At 59.9% G+C, this 15,020-nt stretch carries 16 protein-coding genes and 1 pseudogene; 16 read left to right on the top strand and 1 reads right to left on the bottom strand.

Going from position 1 to position 15,020, the window contains the following annotated elements:
* The first annotated feature begins 9 nt into the window (after positions 1-9).
* The 14 genes from ACNFCI_RS09820 to ACNFCI_RS09755 all read left to right on the top strand — a co-directional run bounded on the left by ACNFCI_RS09820 (position 10) and on the right by ACNFCI_RS09755 (position 13,400).
* Positions 10-207: a hypothetical protein gene (locus tag ACNFCI_RS09820; RefSeq protein ID WP_416767899.1), complete on the top strand. Its 198-nt coding sequence runs from the start codon at positions 10-12 to the stop codon at positions 205-207.
* Between the two features lie 157 nt (positions 208-364).
* A complete protein-coding gene (locus ACNFCI_RS09815) occupies positions 365-616 on the top strand; it encodes a hypothetical protein (protein WP_416767897.1) in 252 nt (83 codons plus the stop codon).
* Between the two features lie 94 nt (positions 617-710).
* The gene (locus ACNFCI_RS09810; RefSeq protein ID WP_416767895.1) at positions 711-1,880 is read left to right on the top strand and encodes a phage tail tube protein; all 1,170 of its coding nucleotides are present in this window, start codon (positions 711-713) and stop codon (positions 1,878-1,880) included.
* Positions 1,881-1,937: 57 nt separating this feature from the next.
* Positions 1,938-2,381, top strand: a complete 444-nt coding sequence (locus tag ACNFCI_RS09805) for a hypothetical protein (RefSeq protein WP_416767894.1) — start codon at positions 1,938-1,940, stop codon at positions 2,379-2,381.
* 80 nt (positions 2,382-2,461) lie between these two features.
* A complete protein-coding gene (locus ACNFCI_RS09800) occupies positions 2,462-2,743 on the top strand; it encodes a hypothetical protein (protein ID WP_416767892.1) in 282 nt (93 codons plus the stop codon).
* A 14-nt stretch (positions 2,744-2,757) separates the two neighbouring features.
* Positions 2,758-5,658, top strand: coding sequence for a phage tail length tape measure family protein (locus ACNFCI_RS09795; RefSeq protein ID WP_416767890.1), 2,901 nt, complete (start codon positions 2,758-2,760; stop codon positions 5,656-5,658).
* 12 nt (positions 5,659-5,670) lie between these two features.
* Positions 5,671-6,183, top strand: a complete 513-nt coding sequence (locus ACNFCI_RS09790) for a transposase (protein ID WP_416767889.1) — start codon at positions 5,671-5,673, stop codon at positions 6,181-6,183.
* A complete protein-coding gene (locus tag ACNFCI_RS09785; RefSeq protein ID WP_416767887.1) occupies positions 6,180-6,659 on the top strand; it encodes a DUF1833 family protein in 480 nt (159 codons plus the stop codon). The genes ACNFCI_RS09790 and ACNFCI_RS09785 overlap by 4 nt, the downstream gene beginning before the upstream one ends.
* A gap of 2 nt (positions 6,660-6,661) precedes the next feature.
* Positions 6,662-7,066, top strand: coding sequence for a hypothetical protein (locus ACNFCI_RS09780; RefSeq protein WP_416767886.1), 405 nt, complete (start codon positions 6,662-6,664; stop codon positions 7,064-7,066).
* Positions 7,035-9,746 carry a host specificity factor TipJ family phage tail protein gene (locus ACNFCI_RS09775; RefSeq protein WP_416767885.1) on the top strand — a complete coding sequence of 904 codons (2,712 nt, stop codon included), beginning with the start codon at positions 7,035-7,037 and terminating at the stop codon, positions 9,744-9,746. The genes ACNFCI_RS09780 and ACNFCI_RS09775 overlap by 32 nt, the downstream gene beginning before the upstream one ends.
* Before the next feature lie 60 nt (positions 9,747-9,806).
* Positions 9,807-11,969, top strand: a complete 2,163-nt coding sequence (locus tag ACNFCI_RS09770) for an SGNH/GDSL hydrolase family protein (protein WP_416767883.1) — start codon at positions 9,807-9,809, stop codon at positions 11,967-11,969.
* 302 nt (positions 11,970-12,271) lie between these two features.
* Positions 12,272-12,703: a lysozyme gene (locus ACNFCI_RS09765; protein WP_416767881.1), complete on the top strand. Its 432-nt coding sequence runs from the start codon at positions 12,272-12,274 to the stop codon at positions 12,701-12,703.
* Positions 12,700-13,062, top strand: coding sequence for a hypothetical protein (locus tag ACNFCI_RS09760; RefSeq protein ID WP_416767880.1), 363 nt, complete (start codon positions 12,700-12,702; stop codon positions 13,060-13,062). The genes ACNFCI_RS09765 and ACNFCI_RS09760 overlap by 4 nt, the downstream gene beginning before the upstream one ends.
* A complete protein-coding gene (locus tag ACNFCI_RS09755) occupies positions 13,059-13,400 on the top strand; it encodes a hypothetical protein (RefSeq protein WP_416767879.1) in 342 nt (113 codons plus the stop codon). Before ACNFCI_RS09760 ends, ACNFCI_RS09755 begins: the two co-directional genes overlap by 4 nt.
* Here ACNFCI_RS09755 and ACNFCI_RS09750 read toward each other — a convergent pair.
* Positions 13,397-14,059 (bottom strand): SOS response-associated peptidase, encoded by a 663-nt coding sequence (locus ACNFCI_RS09750; RefSeq protein ID WP_416767951.1) that lies wholly within the window; start codon positions 14,057-14,059, stop codon positions 13,397-13,399. The genes ACNFCI_RS09755 and ACNFCI_RS09750 overlap by 4 nt on opposite strands.
* 106 nt (positions 14,060-14,165) lie before the next feature.
* Between ACNFCI_RS09750 and ACNFCI_RS09745 the strand changes: the two genes are divergently transcribed.
* Positions 14,166-14,474 (top strand): hypothetical protein, encoded by a 309-nt coding sequence (locus tag ACNFCI_RS09745; RefSeq protein ID WP_416767878.1) that lies wholly within the window; start codon positions 14,166-14,168, stop codon positions 14,472-14,474.
* Positions 14,467-14,664, top strand: a pseudogene (locus ACNFCI_RS09740) (hypothetical protein); the annotation flags it as partial. The gene ACNFCI_RS09745 and the pseudogene ACNFCI_RS09740, both read left to right, overlap by 8 nt.
* Positions 14,665-15,020 lie beyond the last annotated feature (356 nt).

Here is a 15,020-nt window from a genome sequence, read left to right as displayed (position 1 = left end):
GAGCCGGTCATGTCAGGCACTGAACCACCAAAAACATGGAAAGATTCCTCGCATCGCAAGCGTCACCTGGTCGGACTAACCATGGATGGTGGTGTTCAGATTGTGGTGTCGCGCCACTGGCTTGCCGGTCGTAAAAGGTGGCATTACGAGGCTGAGACTCGAGAAGATGTCGACTTTCAGATAAAGCTGACCAGCCGAAAGATCTGACAAAATTGATAACCCCGCATTGGCGGGGTTTTTTGTGCTCGTCACACAGAGGTTTGCATGTCCAAGACAACCGTGGAGCTGCACCGCAGCTTGATCCGCGCGGCTAAGGCTGCGCTTGCCGCCTGGGAGCGCTGGCTTTTGGCGAAGGAGAGCAGCCATGACCATTGAAGAGTTGGCGGCAGAGCGCCTGGCTTTCGCAGAGCAAGTGGCATCGGCGCTGGAGCGCATGATTCATGAGTTCAAGGCCAAAACTGGTGTAGCGATACGTGAACTTGATGTGCGGACCATCTCGCAGAATTACATGGACGGTCGAATCGAATGCCACATTGGCAACATTGACGTCCAGCTTGACCTGCAGGTGCGCCCAAAAATCGGCGTAGGCGCCAACACGCTTATTGATTTCAGCTAACACCCCAAATTCACCGGGCACGCTGATCAGACACGCCGTAAGGCCCCTCTGATCGCCACGCCTCCCCGGATCACTACGATCTAAGGAGGCACCGATGAGTTCGGGCGCTAAGGTCCAGCTGGCCTGGATCAAAGAAGTAACCCCCGGCGTAACCCCGCCTGGCGATTGGAATGTCCTGACCCGCATCAGCAACGGCCTTACCCCGACCTACAACTCGGAAGAGAACAACGAGATCGGGTTCGACCGGATGTCCCAGGGCACGGCTCAGACCACCGTGGATGTTGGCGGCGACATCGAAACGAAGTGGCGATACGGCGCGCTGGACGAGTTCATGGCCTCCTGTTTTGGCAAAAACTGGGCCGGCAACGTCCTGACCATGGGCGACGACCGCATTACCTTCTCGATCGCCTCCTACGCGACCGACATCGGTGTGTCGGCCATCGCCCGAGGCGTTCAAGTCGCCACCATGAACTTCGATTTCCCTGGCGACAACGAGGTCACGGTCACCACGACCATGGCCGCCCGCGCCTGGGATGACAAGGGCGACAACACATCCTTCATCGTCAATGCCCAGCCGGAGATCAGCGACCGCCGGTTCAGCTTCAAGGACATCAGCGGCCTGAAGCTCAACGGCGTCCAGGTTGGCGAAGATAACGCGTGCGTCGACTCGTTCAATCTGCAGTTCGACAACGCCGTCCAGACCCAGCGCTGCATCGGCAATGGCAACCCGTACCCGGGCAACATCATCGCCACCACGTTCACCCCGTCCGGCTCGATCACGATCAGCTGGTCGAAGATGGCCTATCAGCTCTGGAAGAAGCAGCAGAGCAACGACGCAATCAGCCTGGAGTTCACCATCGGCAACGCCGACGGCGGGTACAACGTCCTGATCCCTGAAATGGAAGTGGTTGGCGACTGGCCGGATGGAGGATCGACCGACATCATCCAGGTCGAGCTGAACTACACCGCCCGCCGTGTGCCGCCGACCATCACCCGCCTGCCGGCGCCGATCGTTGTGGCTGCCGTAGATGTCACCCCGGCCACCCTCAGTGTGGCTGTTGGCGAAACTGGAGACCTCGAGGCTGTCGTCACTCCAGCCGGCGCCAGCCAGCAGGTCGTCTGGACCAGTTCCGACCCAGCTATCGCCAGCGTGAGCGAGACCGGCCTTGTCACCGGCCTGGCCGTGGGCACCTCCACCATCACCGCGACCAGCGCCGCAGACGGCACAAAGACCGACACCTGCGCTGTCACCGTCACCGCTTAACCCTTTGCCCGGCGCGCCCTGCGGTGTGCGTCGGGCCTTTTACCGCAGAGGATTACCATGGGCATCACCATTGCAAAGAAGCCTGAGCTGGATATCAACGGTCAGCGCTGGGTCGAGTTCGCCCCAGGTGCCGAGATCCTCGTCGGCTCGATCGCCAACCCGCTGTACAAGTCGCATCAAGCTCTGATCAACCGGCATCTGGCCGCGATCAATCAGCAAGCCCGGGTTGGCACTGCCGAGTTCAACCTGGCAGACATCCCTGATGTTGAGCTGGAGACCGACGATGATCTGTTCGTCGAGCTGGCGGCCAAGCACCTCATCAAGGACTGGAAGGGCGTCGATGTCGAAGAGAAGCCAGGCGAACCAGCTCCTTACAGCGCCGAGCTTTGCATCGCGCTGATCAACCAGATGCCAAGCGTCTACTTCCTGGCCCTACGCACCGCGACCGACATCGCCCGTCGGGTCGAGGAGAAGGCCGCAGCCACTGCGGAAAAGCAGTAGCGGCATACCTGTGGGGGCGCGAGTGGGCTGGCGATGCAAACGAGAAGAAGCGCTGGAAGCAAGAGCGGCTTGGCTCAGGCGTGCCTGATGCGCCCGAGATCGACGGCGTAACCGCCGAGATCCTTGAGGCCTACGCCTACATCAGCCGGTCCCGGCAGTACGTCGGCATGGTAGGTGCACCTGCACCCATCACGCCTTCGGCCATCACCGAATACCTCGACCGCTACCCATCTGCGATATGCCGCGAAGAGTTCGACGCAGCCGTCTTTGCCCTCGACGACCAGTTCCGCAAGCACTGGGAGGAGCAGAACGAGGAAGCCAGAGCGGACGCTGAATCCAAATCCAAGCCCAAGAGGCGCTGACGCCGGAGGGCGAAATGACGCAAGAATCCCGCCTTGCCATCACGATTGACTCGCGCGGAGCAAAGCGTAATGCGGATGACCTGACTGGTTCGCTCGAGCGGATGGAGCGGGCTGGCGACGCCGCAGCCGCTTCAGCCGATAGCGTGACCAGCAGCCTGGACGATCAGCGCAAAGAGCTTTCCCAACTGCTGGGCCAGATCAACCCAACGGTTGCTGCGCTCGGTCGTCTCGACGACATGCAGGAGAAGCTGGCCAAGCTCAAGAAGGCCGGGATAGTCGAGAGCGACACATTCGTCGAGTACACGCAGCGCATCAATACGATGCGCGATGCGCTCGGCGAGACCTCTGATGGCATGAATAGGGCAGGCATGTCTGCCAAAGCCTACCAGGCTGCGCTCCGAGGCTTGCCCGCCCAATTCACCGATATCGCGGTAAGCCTTCAGGCAGGCCAGGCGCCCCTCACTGTTCTGCTTCAGCAGGGCGGCCAGCTCAAGGACATGTTCGGCGGCATAGGGCCGGCCGCAAGGGCCATGGGCGGGTACATCGCTGGCCTGGTCAACCCGTTCACAGCCGCAGCCGCAGCCGCGGGCGTGTTGGCTGTAGCCTACTACCAAGGTTCGGAAGAAACCGAGCGCTTCGCCAATGCGCTTATCGAGAACGGCAACGCCGCTGGGCTGTCCGCCAACCAGCTGGCCGATATGGCCAACCAGGTGGCAGCATCGAGCGGGACCGTAGGAGCGGCCGCTGGGGTCCTGACCCAACTGGCCGCCTCTGGCAATCCGTTGCGCACCATGTACGTGGAGATCACCCAGGCCTCTTTGGCCTGGTCGAAGCAGACCGGTCGGGATATCACAGAGGTCGTCCAGACCTTCAACGAGATCGGCAAGAGCCCTGTCGAGGCCATCAAAAAGCTAGACGGCGAGCTGAATATCCTCACAGCGTCACAGTACGCAAACATCCAGTCCCTGCAGGAGCAGGGTAAGACAATGGACGCTGCGGCTATGGCGGCCGGGCTGTACGCCGAGGCCATCACCAGCCGGGCAGGGGAGATTGAGCGCAACCTGGGCACGCTGGAGTCCGCGTGGCAGTCCATCACCGGGGCAGCCAAGAAGGCCTGGGATGCCATGCTCGACGTTGGCCGCGATCAGACGATCGAGGAGCAAATCGCCAACACCGAGAAACTGATTGCCCAGCGCAAAGGGGGCATCATCGGTTTCTTCGCGGGCGATGACGATCAGACCCTGCGCGGGCTCGAAACCAGGCTGAAGCAGCTGCAAACCGCTTTGGCAAACAATGCCGCCCAGGCCGCCGCCGATGCAGCCAACAAGGCCACGCAGGACGCGGGCAAGAAAGGCATCGACCTCATCAACTCCACGTACAAGTCGAGCCTGACTCAGACCCAGAAGCTGCAGAAAGAGCTTGCTGATCTGGATAAGGCCCGGTCCGACGCGATCGCCGCTGGAGGCTTCACCGCGGCAGAGGAGGAGAAGTACGCCAAGTCGCGCAAGAACATCGAGCAGGAAATCGCGGACATCAAAGCTCGCGAGGCGAAGAAAAACGCACCGAAGGGGGTCAACAAGGGCGTCTCGGAGGCGGAAACGACGTTCGCCCGGCTGTACAATCAGTACGACCCTGCAGCCCAGGCGGCGCGCACCCTCACCAAAGAGCAAACCCAGCTGCAGCTCGCTCTGGACAGGGGCAAGATCAGCCAGGATGAGTACGGCAAGGCGCTGGCCCAAGCATCGATCAACTATGCCGCAGCCATCAAGGGCGCCCAAGGCCTGACCCAGGCCGAGCAGTACCGGGCTCAGCTTGAGCGGCAACTGGCTGGACAGCAGAACGAGTACAGCGTTGCTGCGGCAGGCGTCGGCATGGGCGACCAGCAGACCCAGCGCCTTCAGCAGCGCGTGCAGCTCGAGCAGCAGACCAACGACCGCATCCTGCAACTGCGCACCGAACTGGCCAATGCCACGACGGAGAAGCAGCGCCAGGATCTGCAGGCGCAGATCGATCTGACGAACGAGTTTCTCCCGCAGCAACTTGCAGCGCTCCAGGCAGGCTGGGCGCAGATGGACCAGGCCATGCTCAACCCGATCAACGGGTGGACAGCAGCAATCCAGAACTTCGGCGTGCAGGCCATGAATGTGGCCGGTCAAACGCAGTCGATTTTCTCTACGGCGTTCGGCTCGGTAACCCAGGGTATTACTGACCAGATCATGAACCTGAATCTGTCGTTCCAAAGCCTGGGCGACCTGGGCAAGAACGTGCTGCGGGAGATCGTGGCTGGGTTCGTGAAGATGGGCGTGCAAATGGGGCTGAATGCGGCCCTGGCTGCAACTCTCGGCACCGCTACTGCTGGCACTTCCATCGCGCTGGCTGGCACAACCGCTGCCGCGTGGGCGCCGGCGGCCGCGTTGGCATCTCTGGCAAGCTTCGGTGGCAACTCTGTTCCAGCTGCCGCAGCGCTGACTTCTACTACTGCGCTGGCCACATCGCTGGCGGCCATTCCAGGGTTCGCCACTGGCGGCTACTTCACCGGCTCTGGCACTGCCACTTCTGACAGCAACCTTGCCTGGCTCAGTGATGGGGAGTTCATCGTCAATGCCGCAGCCACAAAGAGAAACCGCGCCCTGCTCGAAGCCATCAACTCAAACGAGCGCGTTTCCTTCTCTGGATCTCCTTCGTCTGGATCGGCCGGTGCCGGTGGTTCTATCCAACAGACAGCGCCCCAGCAAAACGTGATTATTCACAACTACAGCAACAGCAAGGTACAGGCCAGGCAGACACCAAACGGAGACGTTGAAGTGATTGTTCAGGCTGCCGTGGATGAGATTTCAAACCAGTTCGCGACAGGCTACGGCCAGGTCGTTGACTCATTCGAGGGCGCATATCCAGTCCGCCGATCTGGCGTCTGATAAGGAGAGGCAATGATTCAGTACCCAGCAGAGCTGCCCCTCCCACTGCAGGATGGATACGGTTACTCGACCGCTGACCCAATGCGCTCCACGCCAATGGTCACCGGTCGACGCCGATATCGAAGGGTGCATAGATATGTGCCATCGACGCTGACGCTCAACTTCATCTTCGAGTGGGACGAGGCAGCGTTTTTTGATGCCTGGTACGCACGGACCCTGAACGACGGGCTGGAGTGGTTCGAAATGCCGCTCCAGCTCCAGCCGGGGTTCCAGAAGTACCAGGTTAAATTCACCGGAATCTACAGCCGGACTGAGCTCGACCAGGTGACGCGCTGGCGGTACTCGTTCGAGGCAGAGCTGAAGGATCGACCGTTGATTCCAGAAGGATGGGAGCAGTTCCCAGAGTATTGGTTCAACAAGGGGGTCATTGATATTGCTGTGAACCAACAATGGCCTCTCAGCAAATACGAGATCTACATGGACTCCTTCGACTACGGCGTTAACAGGGAGTGGCCAGAAGCATGAGCGCGATCGAAGAGTGCTATGCCTCCGGTCGCGGGATGCTGGTCGACACGATCGAGGCGAAAGAAGAGGGCGGTTCTGTCTCGCACCTCTATTGCTCAGGCTACTCCGACGTGACCTGCACGACGGAGGATGGCCGGACGCTGACATTTGTAGCAATGGCTATGGATCTGGCTCTTCCCAACAATGACAACAGCGCATTCCAGAACATCGTCATCGGTATGGACAACGTGACGGGAGAGGTGCAAGAGGTCGTCGAGGGGTCAAAAGCAGCCGGAAAGCGCGTCGTACTGACGTTCCGGCGGTATCTCGCTGAAGACCTGTCTTTCCCATCAGAGCGTTACCGCATGACCGTTCTCAGCCGTGATTACGGGGACGATGTGGCCAAGCTCACTTGCGGTCTCATGGACATGCTCAACACCAACGGTAATCGCCTGTACCTGACAGCCGCGAAAGCCCCCGGCCTTAAGTACCTCTAACCATGATCGAGAAATACATGCGCGCCCCGTATCGCGAGGGTGCACGGGGCCCTTTTGCCTTCGATTGCTGGGGTCTGTGCATCGCTGTTCGCCACCAGGTGTTCGGCCTGCCGCTGCTGCCAAGCCTGGGCGCCGTGGGCAAGGGCAAGCTCAGGGCCAATACCGCAGCCTACCACGACCTGCGCCAAGGCATGGATGAGTGCGACCCTGAGCCTGGGGCCGTTGCCGCCGTGTTCCGAGGCGCGCTGTGCCTGCATGTAGGCGTGGTGGTTGAGGCAGAAGGCAAGTTGAAGGTTCTGGACACAAACCCAGGCGGCGCCTGTCTTCGGACTGTCGGCGAGTTTGAGGCCTCTTACCCGAGAGTGGTTTTCTATCGTGATCGAGTTCTACCCGAACAAGCTGTCTGACACGGCGCCTCTGTGCACCTGGAAGACCGATCGCCGCATGACGATCGAGGATTGGCTGAAATCTCAGGCGCCTTCCTACCAGCGCCGCGAAAGTCCGCCGATCAGCGCAGTCCTCAATGATGAGCTGATCGACCACTCAATTTGGCACAAGGTCAAATTCAAGCCGTCCGACCTTTTGCAGCTGTACCGAGAGCCTAAGGGGACGGACCCGTTCTCCATCACCTTCGCTCTGTTCAAGGGTGCCAAGGCGGTACTGAAGGCGTTGATGCCAAAGATGCCCGGCATGCCTTCTACTGCCGGTGCGCAGCAGGGCGACCCCCTGACTGAGGCTAGCGCGAAGGGCAACAAGGTAAAGCTCGGCGATGTGGTTCGGCAGATTGCCGGTCACCAGCGGACCTATCCGTCTTACCTGACCCAGCCTCGCCGGTACTTCGCTGGGCCGCGTGATCAGCGCGTCGAGATGCTGCTCTATGTGGGCGAAGGCGAGTACGACATTCCGATCAGCAAGGTGAAGGTGGGGCAGACCCCGCTCATTTCGCTTGGTGAAGACGCCGAGTTCTCGATTTATCAGCCAGGCGCCGACCTGTCTGCTGATACCGCCCATATCAACTGGTTCAACGTTCCGGAAGTCGGGGCGAGCTCGAGCGGTGCCGCGGGACTTGAGCTGACGGTGGCCACGACGCTGACCCAGTACGCAAACGCCGATGTTTACCAGTTCTCTGGAGACACCATCAGTATCCCCTCCGGTTCGGGATCGTTCCCGTCCGACTGGTCTACTGGGCTGATCATTCGCGTTGTCGCCCCGTATTCGTACGAAGCTGTTGACGGCGGCGCGAGCCGGGACATCATCAAAGGGCCGCTGGAGATGCTGAATCCAAGCCCTGGCATGGAGATCGAGGTCGCAGGAAGCAACGCCGGCTACTACATCGTTAACAGCTACACCCCGGCCGCCGGCGGCGATCCAGCAGAAATGACCCTGGACTACGACGGCGGATCGCCCGTCATCGGGCTTACGCCGGGGACTGGCCAAGCCAGTATTGGCCCGCGTGGGCTTCGTTACCGCATCACGGCTTTCAGCGAAAGCCTCATGACGCTGGAGCGCCTGGCGTCGGATGGTTCTACCGACACTGACTGGCCAGGTTTCGACACCATGCAGTCGGTAGTTGCGGTGATTTCCCTGGACGCTTCGAACCTTCAGGGTGGCTACCGCGGGCCGTTCGCCTGCTGCCCAGAGGGCGAAAAGGTCACCGAACTGGAGTGGAGCGTGTTCTTCGCCAACGGCCTGTGCGGCATCGGGCGGGAAGGGCAGATCTACGGCATCCCCGCCTATCACACGTTCGAATACCGAGACATGGACGTTGCAGGGCCCTGGACCGTGGTCGAAAAGGTCCACAGCGGAAGTTCTCTTGACGCCCAGGGCTTCACCAATCGAATCGTCCTGCCGTATCCGATGCGCGCCGAGGCCAGGATCAAGAAGCGCTGGGTTCAACTCGGAGGCCGCGCCAACGAAGAAGCCAGAGACGACACGACCTGGTATGACCTGCGTGGACGCATGCAGAACTCGCCATTGAGCTACGAAGGACTGACGGTGATGTCCTTCAAGATCCGCGGCGGCGACCGGCTCTCAGCCCAGTCGGAGAGCCAGATTAGCGTCGAGGCAACCCGTATCCTCCCCTTGATGGAAGGCGGCGCCGGACCAACCCGGGACATCGTTCCGTGGTGCATCCACCAACTCAAGCAGCGCGGATACACCGACGACGATCTGGACATGCCTGAGTGGCAGGCCTTCCACGAAAAATGCGTTGCCAGGGGCGATACATACGACGAGACGCTTGATTCGCCGATCACCGTCAAGGACATGATCAACAATGCCCTTGCTTGTGGGTTCGGTGAGCTCGTTGTCTATCGCGGCCTGTTGCGACCTGTTCGCGACGAGGAGCGAGCGGTATTTGACGCGACGTATGGGCCCAAGACCCAAACCTACTCGCCCCAGAACATGACCAAGATGCTCAAGATCAGCGGACCTATGCCGTCGATCAACGACTTCGACGGCGTGGACGTGGAGTACTTCTCCCGCACGACTTGGGCCTGGGAGACGGTGAAGTGTCGCTGGCCAGGCGATCTCGGCATCAAGGTCGAGAAGATCAAAATGGCCGGATTCAGCGATGAAACAAGGGCTTGGCGTTTCGGTATGCGTCGCCGTGGCCACCAGAAGTTCCGCACCGACGTGTACAGCTGGGAAACCGAAATGGACGGCGGCAACAGCGGATACCTTAGCTTCGCCGCGGTTGCCGATGACACGCCAAAGCGCTGCCAAAGCGCGATCCTGCTTGGGTTTGAGGTCACACCTAGCGGGACCTTACTTCGCTCATCTGAACCTCTGGACTGGTCAGCGGGTGGGGAGCACCGCATAGGCGTCCGCAAGCTGGATGGCACGCTCTCAGGCCCATGGACCGCTACTCAGGTCGACACCTACACAGTGCGCGTCGATGCGCTGGACTTCGCTCCGGAAGTGGATGGACCGCTTGAGCCTCCGCACATTTTGTTCGGACCGGCTGACAAATGGGCCTATCCCGTGCTGATCACCAGCTCTGACCCCGCAAACGGCAATTTCGCAATGAAGGGCATGCCGTACGACGCCCGCGTTTACACCTACGACGATCAATTCCCACCGGCCTGAGCCGACCACATCGAATCAAGCAAGCCCGCCTAGTGCGGGCTTTTTATGCCCGGAGAAACTATGCGCTACAACACTGGCAATCCTGTTGGACCAGATGGGTCGAGCAGTCCATTCGATCTGCACGATAACTCTGGCGTAATTGATCTGCTGATGAATGGTCCGCTTGGGGAGTACCTGAGCCGACTTGGCGTGCCGCTGAAGTCCTGGCGCGGGATCATGCAGCAGGTGACCGACTACCTGATCGCCCAGGGCTACGAGTCTGTCTACCTCACCTATGGCGCTGGGGTCGTCGTAGAGCGTCAGACCCAACTCGTGCAGCGCGATGGCGAGCTGTACCGGGTCATGAATGCAGCTGACATTCCACTTACTCTAACCGGCACCTGGGCGACCGATGCGCCGAAGCTGCAGGCCGTTGGTGATGCCGCGCTGCGCCAGGCGCTGGCAGATCCAGGTGGTGCAAACCTGGTTGAGTACAGCGAGAGCACAACCTACAACGCAGGAACCGTTGGCGACGCACTTAGTAAGCTCGATGGCCTGCCAGATAAAGTCGACGGTATCAGCTCGGCGCAGGACTACGTCGTGGTTGATGCGCTCTACAATGGATCCGATGAGACCGCGGCCTATCAGGCTGCTATCACCAAGGCGATCGCCGAAGGCAAACGATATGTGAAGGTGAGTGGTGATCTTCTTGTCAATGGAACGGTAACTGGTCGAGGGAACATCATTCCTATCGGCAAGGGTAAATTCACCAGTATGCTGGGCGGTGCCTATCGCCGACCAGTATTTCCTGATCGGCATCCGAACCTCTATTTCCCAGGAATACGCCCAGGGCAGCATTTGGTTCAGTTCAGTCGTACCGCGACGCCGAAAGTGGTGCTGATGGGAGACAGTATCAGCACCTACGGCGCCAACAGCTATGCACAGAACACCATGCTTGCCGGGTTCCTTGAACAGAAAATCAAGAGCGACAACCCCACCCGAACCGTTACCTTCGTGAACCGTGCAATTGGCGGGCAAACATTCACCACAGCAAATACTCGTCCTGGCACACCGCCAGATCTTAATTTGTATCCGTGGTATACAGATCCAAACAGGGACTGGCTGCTGTACATCCAGGACCAAGCCCCGGAACTACTTATTATTTCGTTCGGGATGAACGACAGCGGCAATTTCAATTATGCAGCCCTTGATCAAATGATCGCCAAGATCAAGGCCTGGGGGAAAGTTCCAGACATAGTCTTCTGCACGAACCTCGTTCCATCAATGGAGCCAGGGTCCGACTACATGACGGGGTATGGAGACCGTTCTGGCCAAGAGGGCCGGGACCAAGTTGCTGGGTACATCCGAAACTATGCCGAGCGCAACAACTACGGCCTGATTGACATCAACCGCGTGGGAAATCTAATCAGGGACGGGTTCGATGTCCGCAATTCCCATAACAGGCTCAAAGACGTTAACTACAACGCTGCGGCTAACAATGGGTACTACCAGTGCTCGGAAGCCTGCAGAGATTTCCTCATTAGGTTTTCCATCACCGGAACCTCGGCTGAGCTGGCTGCAAAGTTCACCAATAGCCCGCCAATGGCGCTGCAGCTGAGCAACCATGCCGGCGACGTATGCTTCATCAACCGCACGAGCGGCGGGAACATCCAGCTTCAGCTGTATCACGATTCAGGCGCCCTGATGGATACCGTAGACACTGGAATCCCGATTCCGACCACGTCAATCTTCATGGCGGTGGAGGTGCGGGATAATGTACTACGATTTTCCACCACCAGCGCTGATGGCCTGGTAAGCTCCACGCCTGTCGTGGTGCCAAAAATACTACGTTACGGCGGCGTCTTCTTGCCGCGCCTCTATTACTACGGGACCCTAACTGGTCCGGCCACCCTGGTTACCTCGCACGTTTTTGACGACGAGCTTTTTAGGCCTAGCCTGCTCAATGATGACGTCTGGGGGGTTGGATCTAACACAGTCGGGACGAAGATCCCGTATGGCGGCAATGGTCTGAACCACCCAACTAGCGTCGGCGCGGTAGCCATATACTCGGCTGCGGTAGGTGCGGCGAACTTCAACCAGATCCAGCCCTATACGATTCCTGCTCTGGCTCCAGGCGGAGCGATGGTCGTCGCCGCAAACGACGCCGGAGCGCTGACTGCCGGCGTTCCAATCGGAGGGCTGTATCGTACAGCTACCGGAGAGGTGCGCTGCCGCATAGCGTGATGTTAAAATGCCTCATCAAAAAAGGGGTGCATCATGTTCGTACGAAATCTGTTGAGGGACGTTTTTAACCATCCCTACAAAGCAGCGGCTGTTCTTTTTGTAGTTATCGTATTCGCCCGCGAGTTCGTCATTGGTCCGTCAGATGGAGTTGAGGGCGGCCAAAATAGCTTGGAGAACATAGCTATAGAGATTGGCGATATTTCTAATCCTTCGGAGATCCATAGTCCAGACGAATGAATTTCATAGATAGAACGACCTCCCATACCGCCGCCTGGCGGTATTTTTTTGCCTGGAGAAAACCCATGCGTACATCGCAGCGCGGCTTGAGCCTGATCAAGTCGTTCGAAGGCCTACGCCTGCAGGCCTACCAAGATGCCGTCGGCGTCTGGACTATCGGCTACGGCACTACCCGTGGTGTGAAGGCCGGCATGAAGATCAGCAAGGAACAGGCCGAGCGCATGCTGCTGACTGACGTGCAGCGCTTCGAGCCAGAGATAGAGCGTCTGGTGGACGTGCCGCTCAGCCAGAACCAGTGGGATGCCTTGGTGAGCTTCACGTACAACTTGGGCTCCGCCAACCTGGAATCGTCGACTCTGCGTCGGCTGCTCAACGCTGGCGACTACACCGCAGCCGCAGAGCAGTTCCCGCGTTGGAACAAGGCTGGTAGCAAGGTGTTGCCGGGGCTAGTGCGTCGGCGCGCAGCTGAGCGCGACATGTTCCTGGAGGCGGCGTGAACGGCTGGGCGTTGCGCCTTGCCGGCGCCGGCTTGCTCATCCTGCTCGGCATGGCCGTTGGCACCTGGGCTACTACCAGCCACTTCCGCCCGCTGCTCGATAATCAGCAGGACCTGGCGGTGCAGTGCAAAATTGCGCGCGAGAACCTCGCTGGCCTGGCAGCGGAGCAAGGCAAGGCCCTGGGCGACCTGACCCTGGCCGCAAACGAACGTCAGGCCAGGGCAGAGCAGGCTGTGAAGGATGCCCAGGCCAGCGCCCAGGCCGACTACGAGGCGGCAAACCGCCTGCAGCAGGCGCATGCCGGCGGCGACCAGTGCGAGGCCGCGACCTCGATCATCGACAAGGAGCTGGGGTTATGAGCCTGGGGCTGAAATTGCGTTTCTGTGGGAGCGGAGCATGGTGGTTTCGAGCTGCAAGCCACGTGATCCGTGGCGTTTCCTGTGGGAGCGGGCTAGTGCTGACCCTGGGCCTAGCTGGGTGCTCCGGCAAGGTAGAGCCGCAGGTCAAGTACGTGCGCGTCGAGGTGCCTGTGCAGGTGCCGTGCCGGGCGCCGGAGGTGGCGGTACCGCCCTGGGCGGCCGCCGGCATGCGAAAGACCGACAGTCTGGAGGTGAAGGTGAGGGCGCTGCTGGCAGAGCGTCGGCAGCGGATTGGGTACGAGAAGCAGCTGGAGGCCGCGGTGAGAGCGTGTCGCTAAATAGGCAGTATCAGCTCTCGCCCTTGGTTCCGGACGTTACCCACGGCTGTGCCCACCCGGTACCACTCGAATGCTTCAGCCGGTTCGCCAAGGTTGAGCGCCATTTGCTCGGCCTGCTCCCGGGGCGTGCCTGGTGCAATCCATTCCCTAGCAAGCTCAGGCGAAAACACGACCGGCCGGCGATCGTGCACGTCGACCAGCCCTCCCAAGGCATCGGCGGTGATGATGACGAACCCGTCATGCTCGCCGCCGGTGAACTGCCCAATCGAGGCGCACAGGGCCGGCTGCCCGTCCCGCCGCCGGATGTAGTACGGCTGCTTCTTCGGCCCGTCTTCGTCGACCCATTCGTACCAGCCGTCAACTGGCGTAATTGCTCGGCTCGGCCAGATGGCGCGGAAGAATGGACCGTGCGCCACTTTCTCGACCCGCGCATTGATTGACGGCGCTCGATCGGTCGCCCAGTGCGGCCGCCATCCCCACCTCACCATGTCCGCCCGCGGGCCCGCGTCATCTACCCGAAGCACGGAGACCTGTGTTGTCGGCGCAACGTTGTAGCGCTCGAGAGCCTGGTCTCCTACGTTGTTCCTCCAGGCCTCCGGCAGGCTGAGTGTCTCGACGAAGTCGTGTATGCCTCGGTACTGGCTCAATCTTCCGCACATTCCCATCCCTCCTGCTCGAGCAGAAAGAATAGCCCGCCAGGCGGTACTGGCCTGGGTATCCGTTTGGGTGTTCAAATACTGTATCGATATACAGTATTGGTGCCACATGTACTTCCTACTCGTTCGCCGCCGTGAGCGCGGCATCGCCATCCCGAACGAAAAGCTAGCCAAAATCCAGCCGCTACGCGCTGACGTGCACATAGAGTACGGCTATAGCAAAGTGCTGGGTCGCCCGTGCATCGAGGCCTGTGTCTTCAATCCTATGCCGAGCGGCGACATCATCCCGCCTCTGCATGATGCCTCCGTGAATGGAATGGCCACACTCGGGATGAACATCACCGGCTTCGAGGAGGTCGACGGCGTGCTCTATGCGCAATCCTGGTGGTGCCGTGCAGCGGGAAATTACGATGACTGACCTACCGCGCGCCTGGCTCGACGAGCTGCACGATCAGTTCGCCCTGGTCTCAGACCCGGACGGGCGCGCCGCAGTCTTATCGGAAATGGCCAAGGCCGCACATCGGCGGCGAGAAGTAGGCGAGGGCGAACTGGTCGATATGCTGGAGCTCGCCGAGGCGGCCAGACTGTGGGCCCTGGTCGAGCATGAAAACGAAGGGGAAGAGTGACGCCTGCCAGGGCTGGAGGCGGGTCGGCAGAACGCCGAAGGCGGGGTGGAAATCGATTCCAAAACTAAAATGGCGACCCTTGTACAATGCGGGTTATAGGCGAGCGAATCCCCTTTCGTTTTGGAACTGATTTTCTAGTACAGGCAGCATGATGTGGCGATTCTTGTATAGGATTGCAAATCCGTCTACGCCGGTTCGATTCCGACCTCGGCCTCCACTATTCGAAAGCCCCGCAGCCATTGAGGTTGCGGGGCTTTTTTCATGCCTGCAGAGTGTCTCTGCCGTTCAGTTTGGACAAATCTGGGACACCGAAAAAGCCCCATTCTATAGCGTATAGA

Source organism: Pseudomonas sp. NY15356 (genome assembly GCF_048068175.1).
In the GTDB taxonomy this organism is placed as follows: Bacteria; Pseudomonadota; Gammaproteobacteria; order Pseudomonadales; family Pseudomonadaceae; genus Aquipseudomonas; species Aquipseudomonas putida_K.
This window is presented reverse-complemented; position numbering and strand designations above follow the sequence as displayed.

Excerpts from the sequence above, each read along its gene's own strand:
- ACNFCI_RS09820 (WP_416767899.1), top strand. The coding sequence starts at position 10 with ATGTCAGGCACTGAACCACCAAAAACATGGAAAGATTCCTCGCATCGC.
- ACNFCI_RS09815 (WP_416767897.1), top strand. The coding sequence starts at position 365 with ATGACCATTGAAGAGTTGGCGGCAGAGCGCCTGGCTTTCGCAGAGCAA.
- ACNFCI_RS09810 (WP_416767895.1), top strand. The coding sequence starts at position 711 with ATGAGTTCGGGCGCTAAGGTCCAGCTGGCCTGGATCAAAGAAGTAACC.
- ACNFCI_RS09805 (WP_416767894.1), top strand. The coding sequence starts at position 1,938 with ATGGGCATCACCATTGCAAAGAAGCCTGAGCTGGATATCAACGGTCAG.
- ACNFCI_RS09795 (WP_416767890.1), top strand. The coding sequence starts at position 2,758 with ATGACGCAAGAATCCCGCCTTGCCATCACGATTGACTCGCGCGGAGCA.
- ACNFCI_RS09790 (WP_416767889.1), top strand. The coding sequence starts at position 5,671 with ATGATTCAGTACCCAGCAGAGCTGCCCCTCCCACTGCAGGATGGATAC.
- ACNFCI_RS09785 (WP_416767887.1), top strand. The coding sequence starts at position 6,180 with ATGAGCGCGATCGAAGAGTGCTATGCCTCCGGTCGCGGGATGCTGGTC.
- ACNFCI_RS09780 (WP_416767886.1), top strand. The coding sequence starts at position 6,662 with ATGATCGAGAAATACATGCGCGCCCCGTATCGCGAGGGTGCACGGGGC.
- ACNFCI_RS09770 (WP_416767883.1), top strand. The coding sequence starts at position 9,807 with ATGCGCTACAACACTGGCAATCCTGTTGGACCAGATGGGTCGAGCAGT.
- ACNFCI_RS09765 (WP_416767881.1), top strand. The coding sequence starts at position 12,272 with ATGCGTACATCGCAGCGCGGCTTGAGCCTGATCAAGTCGTTCGAAGGC.
- ACNFCI_RS09755 (WP_416767879.1), top strand. The coding sequence starts at position 13,059 with ATGAGCCTGGGGCTGAAATTGCGTTTCTGTGGGAGCGGAGCATGGTGG.
- ACNFCI_RS09750 (WP_416767951.1), bottom strand. The coding sequence starts at position 14,059 with ATGTGCGGAAGATTGAGCCAGTACCGAGGCATACACGACTTCGTCGAG.
- ACNFCI_RS09745 (WP_416767878.1), top strand. The coding sequence starts at position 14,166 with ATGTACTTCCTACTCGTTCGCCGCCGTGAGCGCGGCATCGCCATCCCG.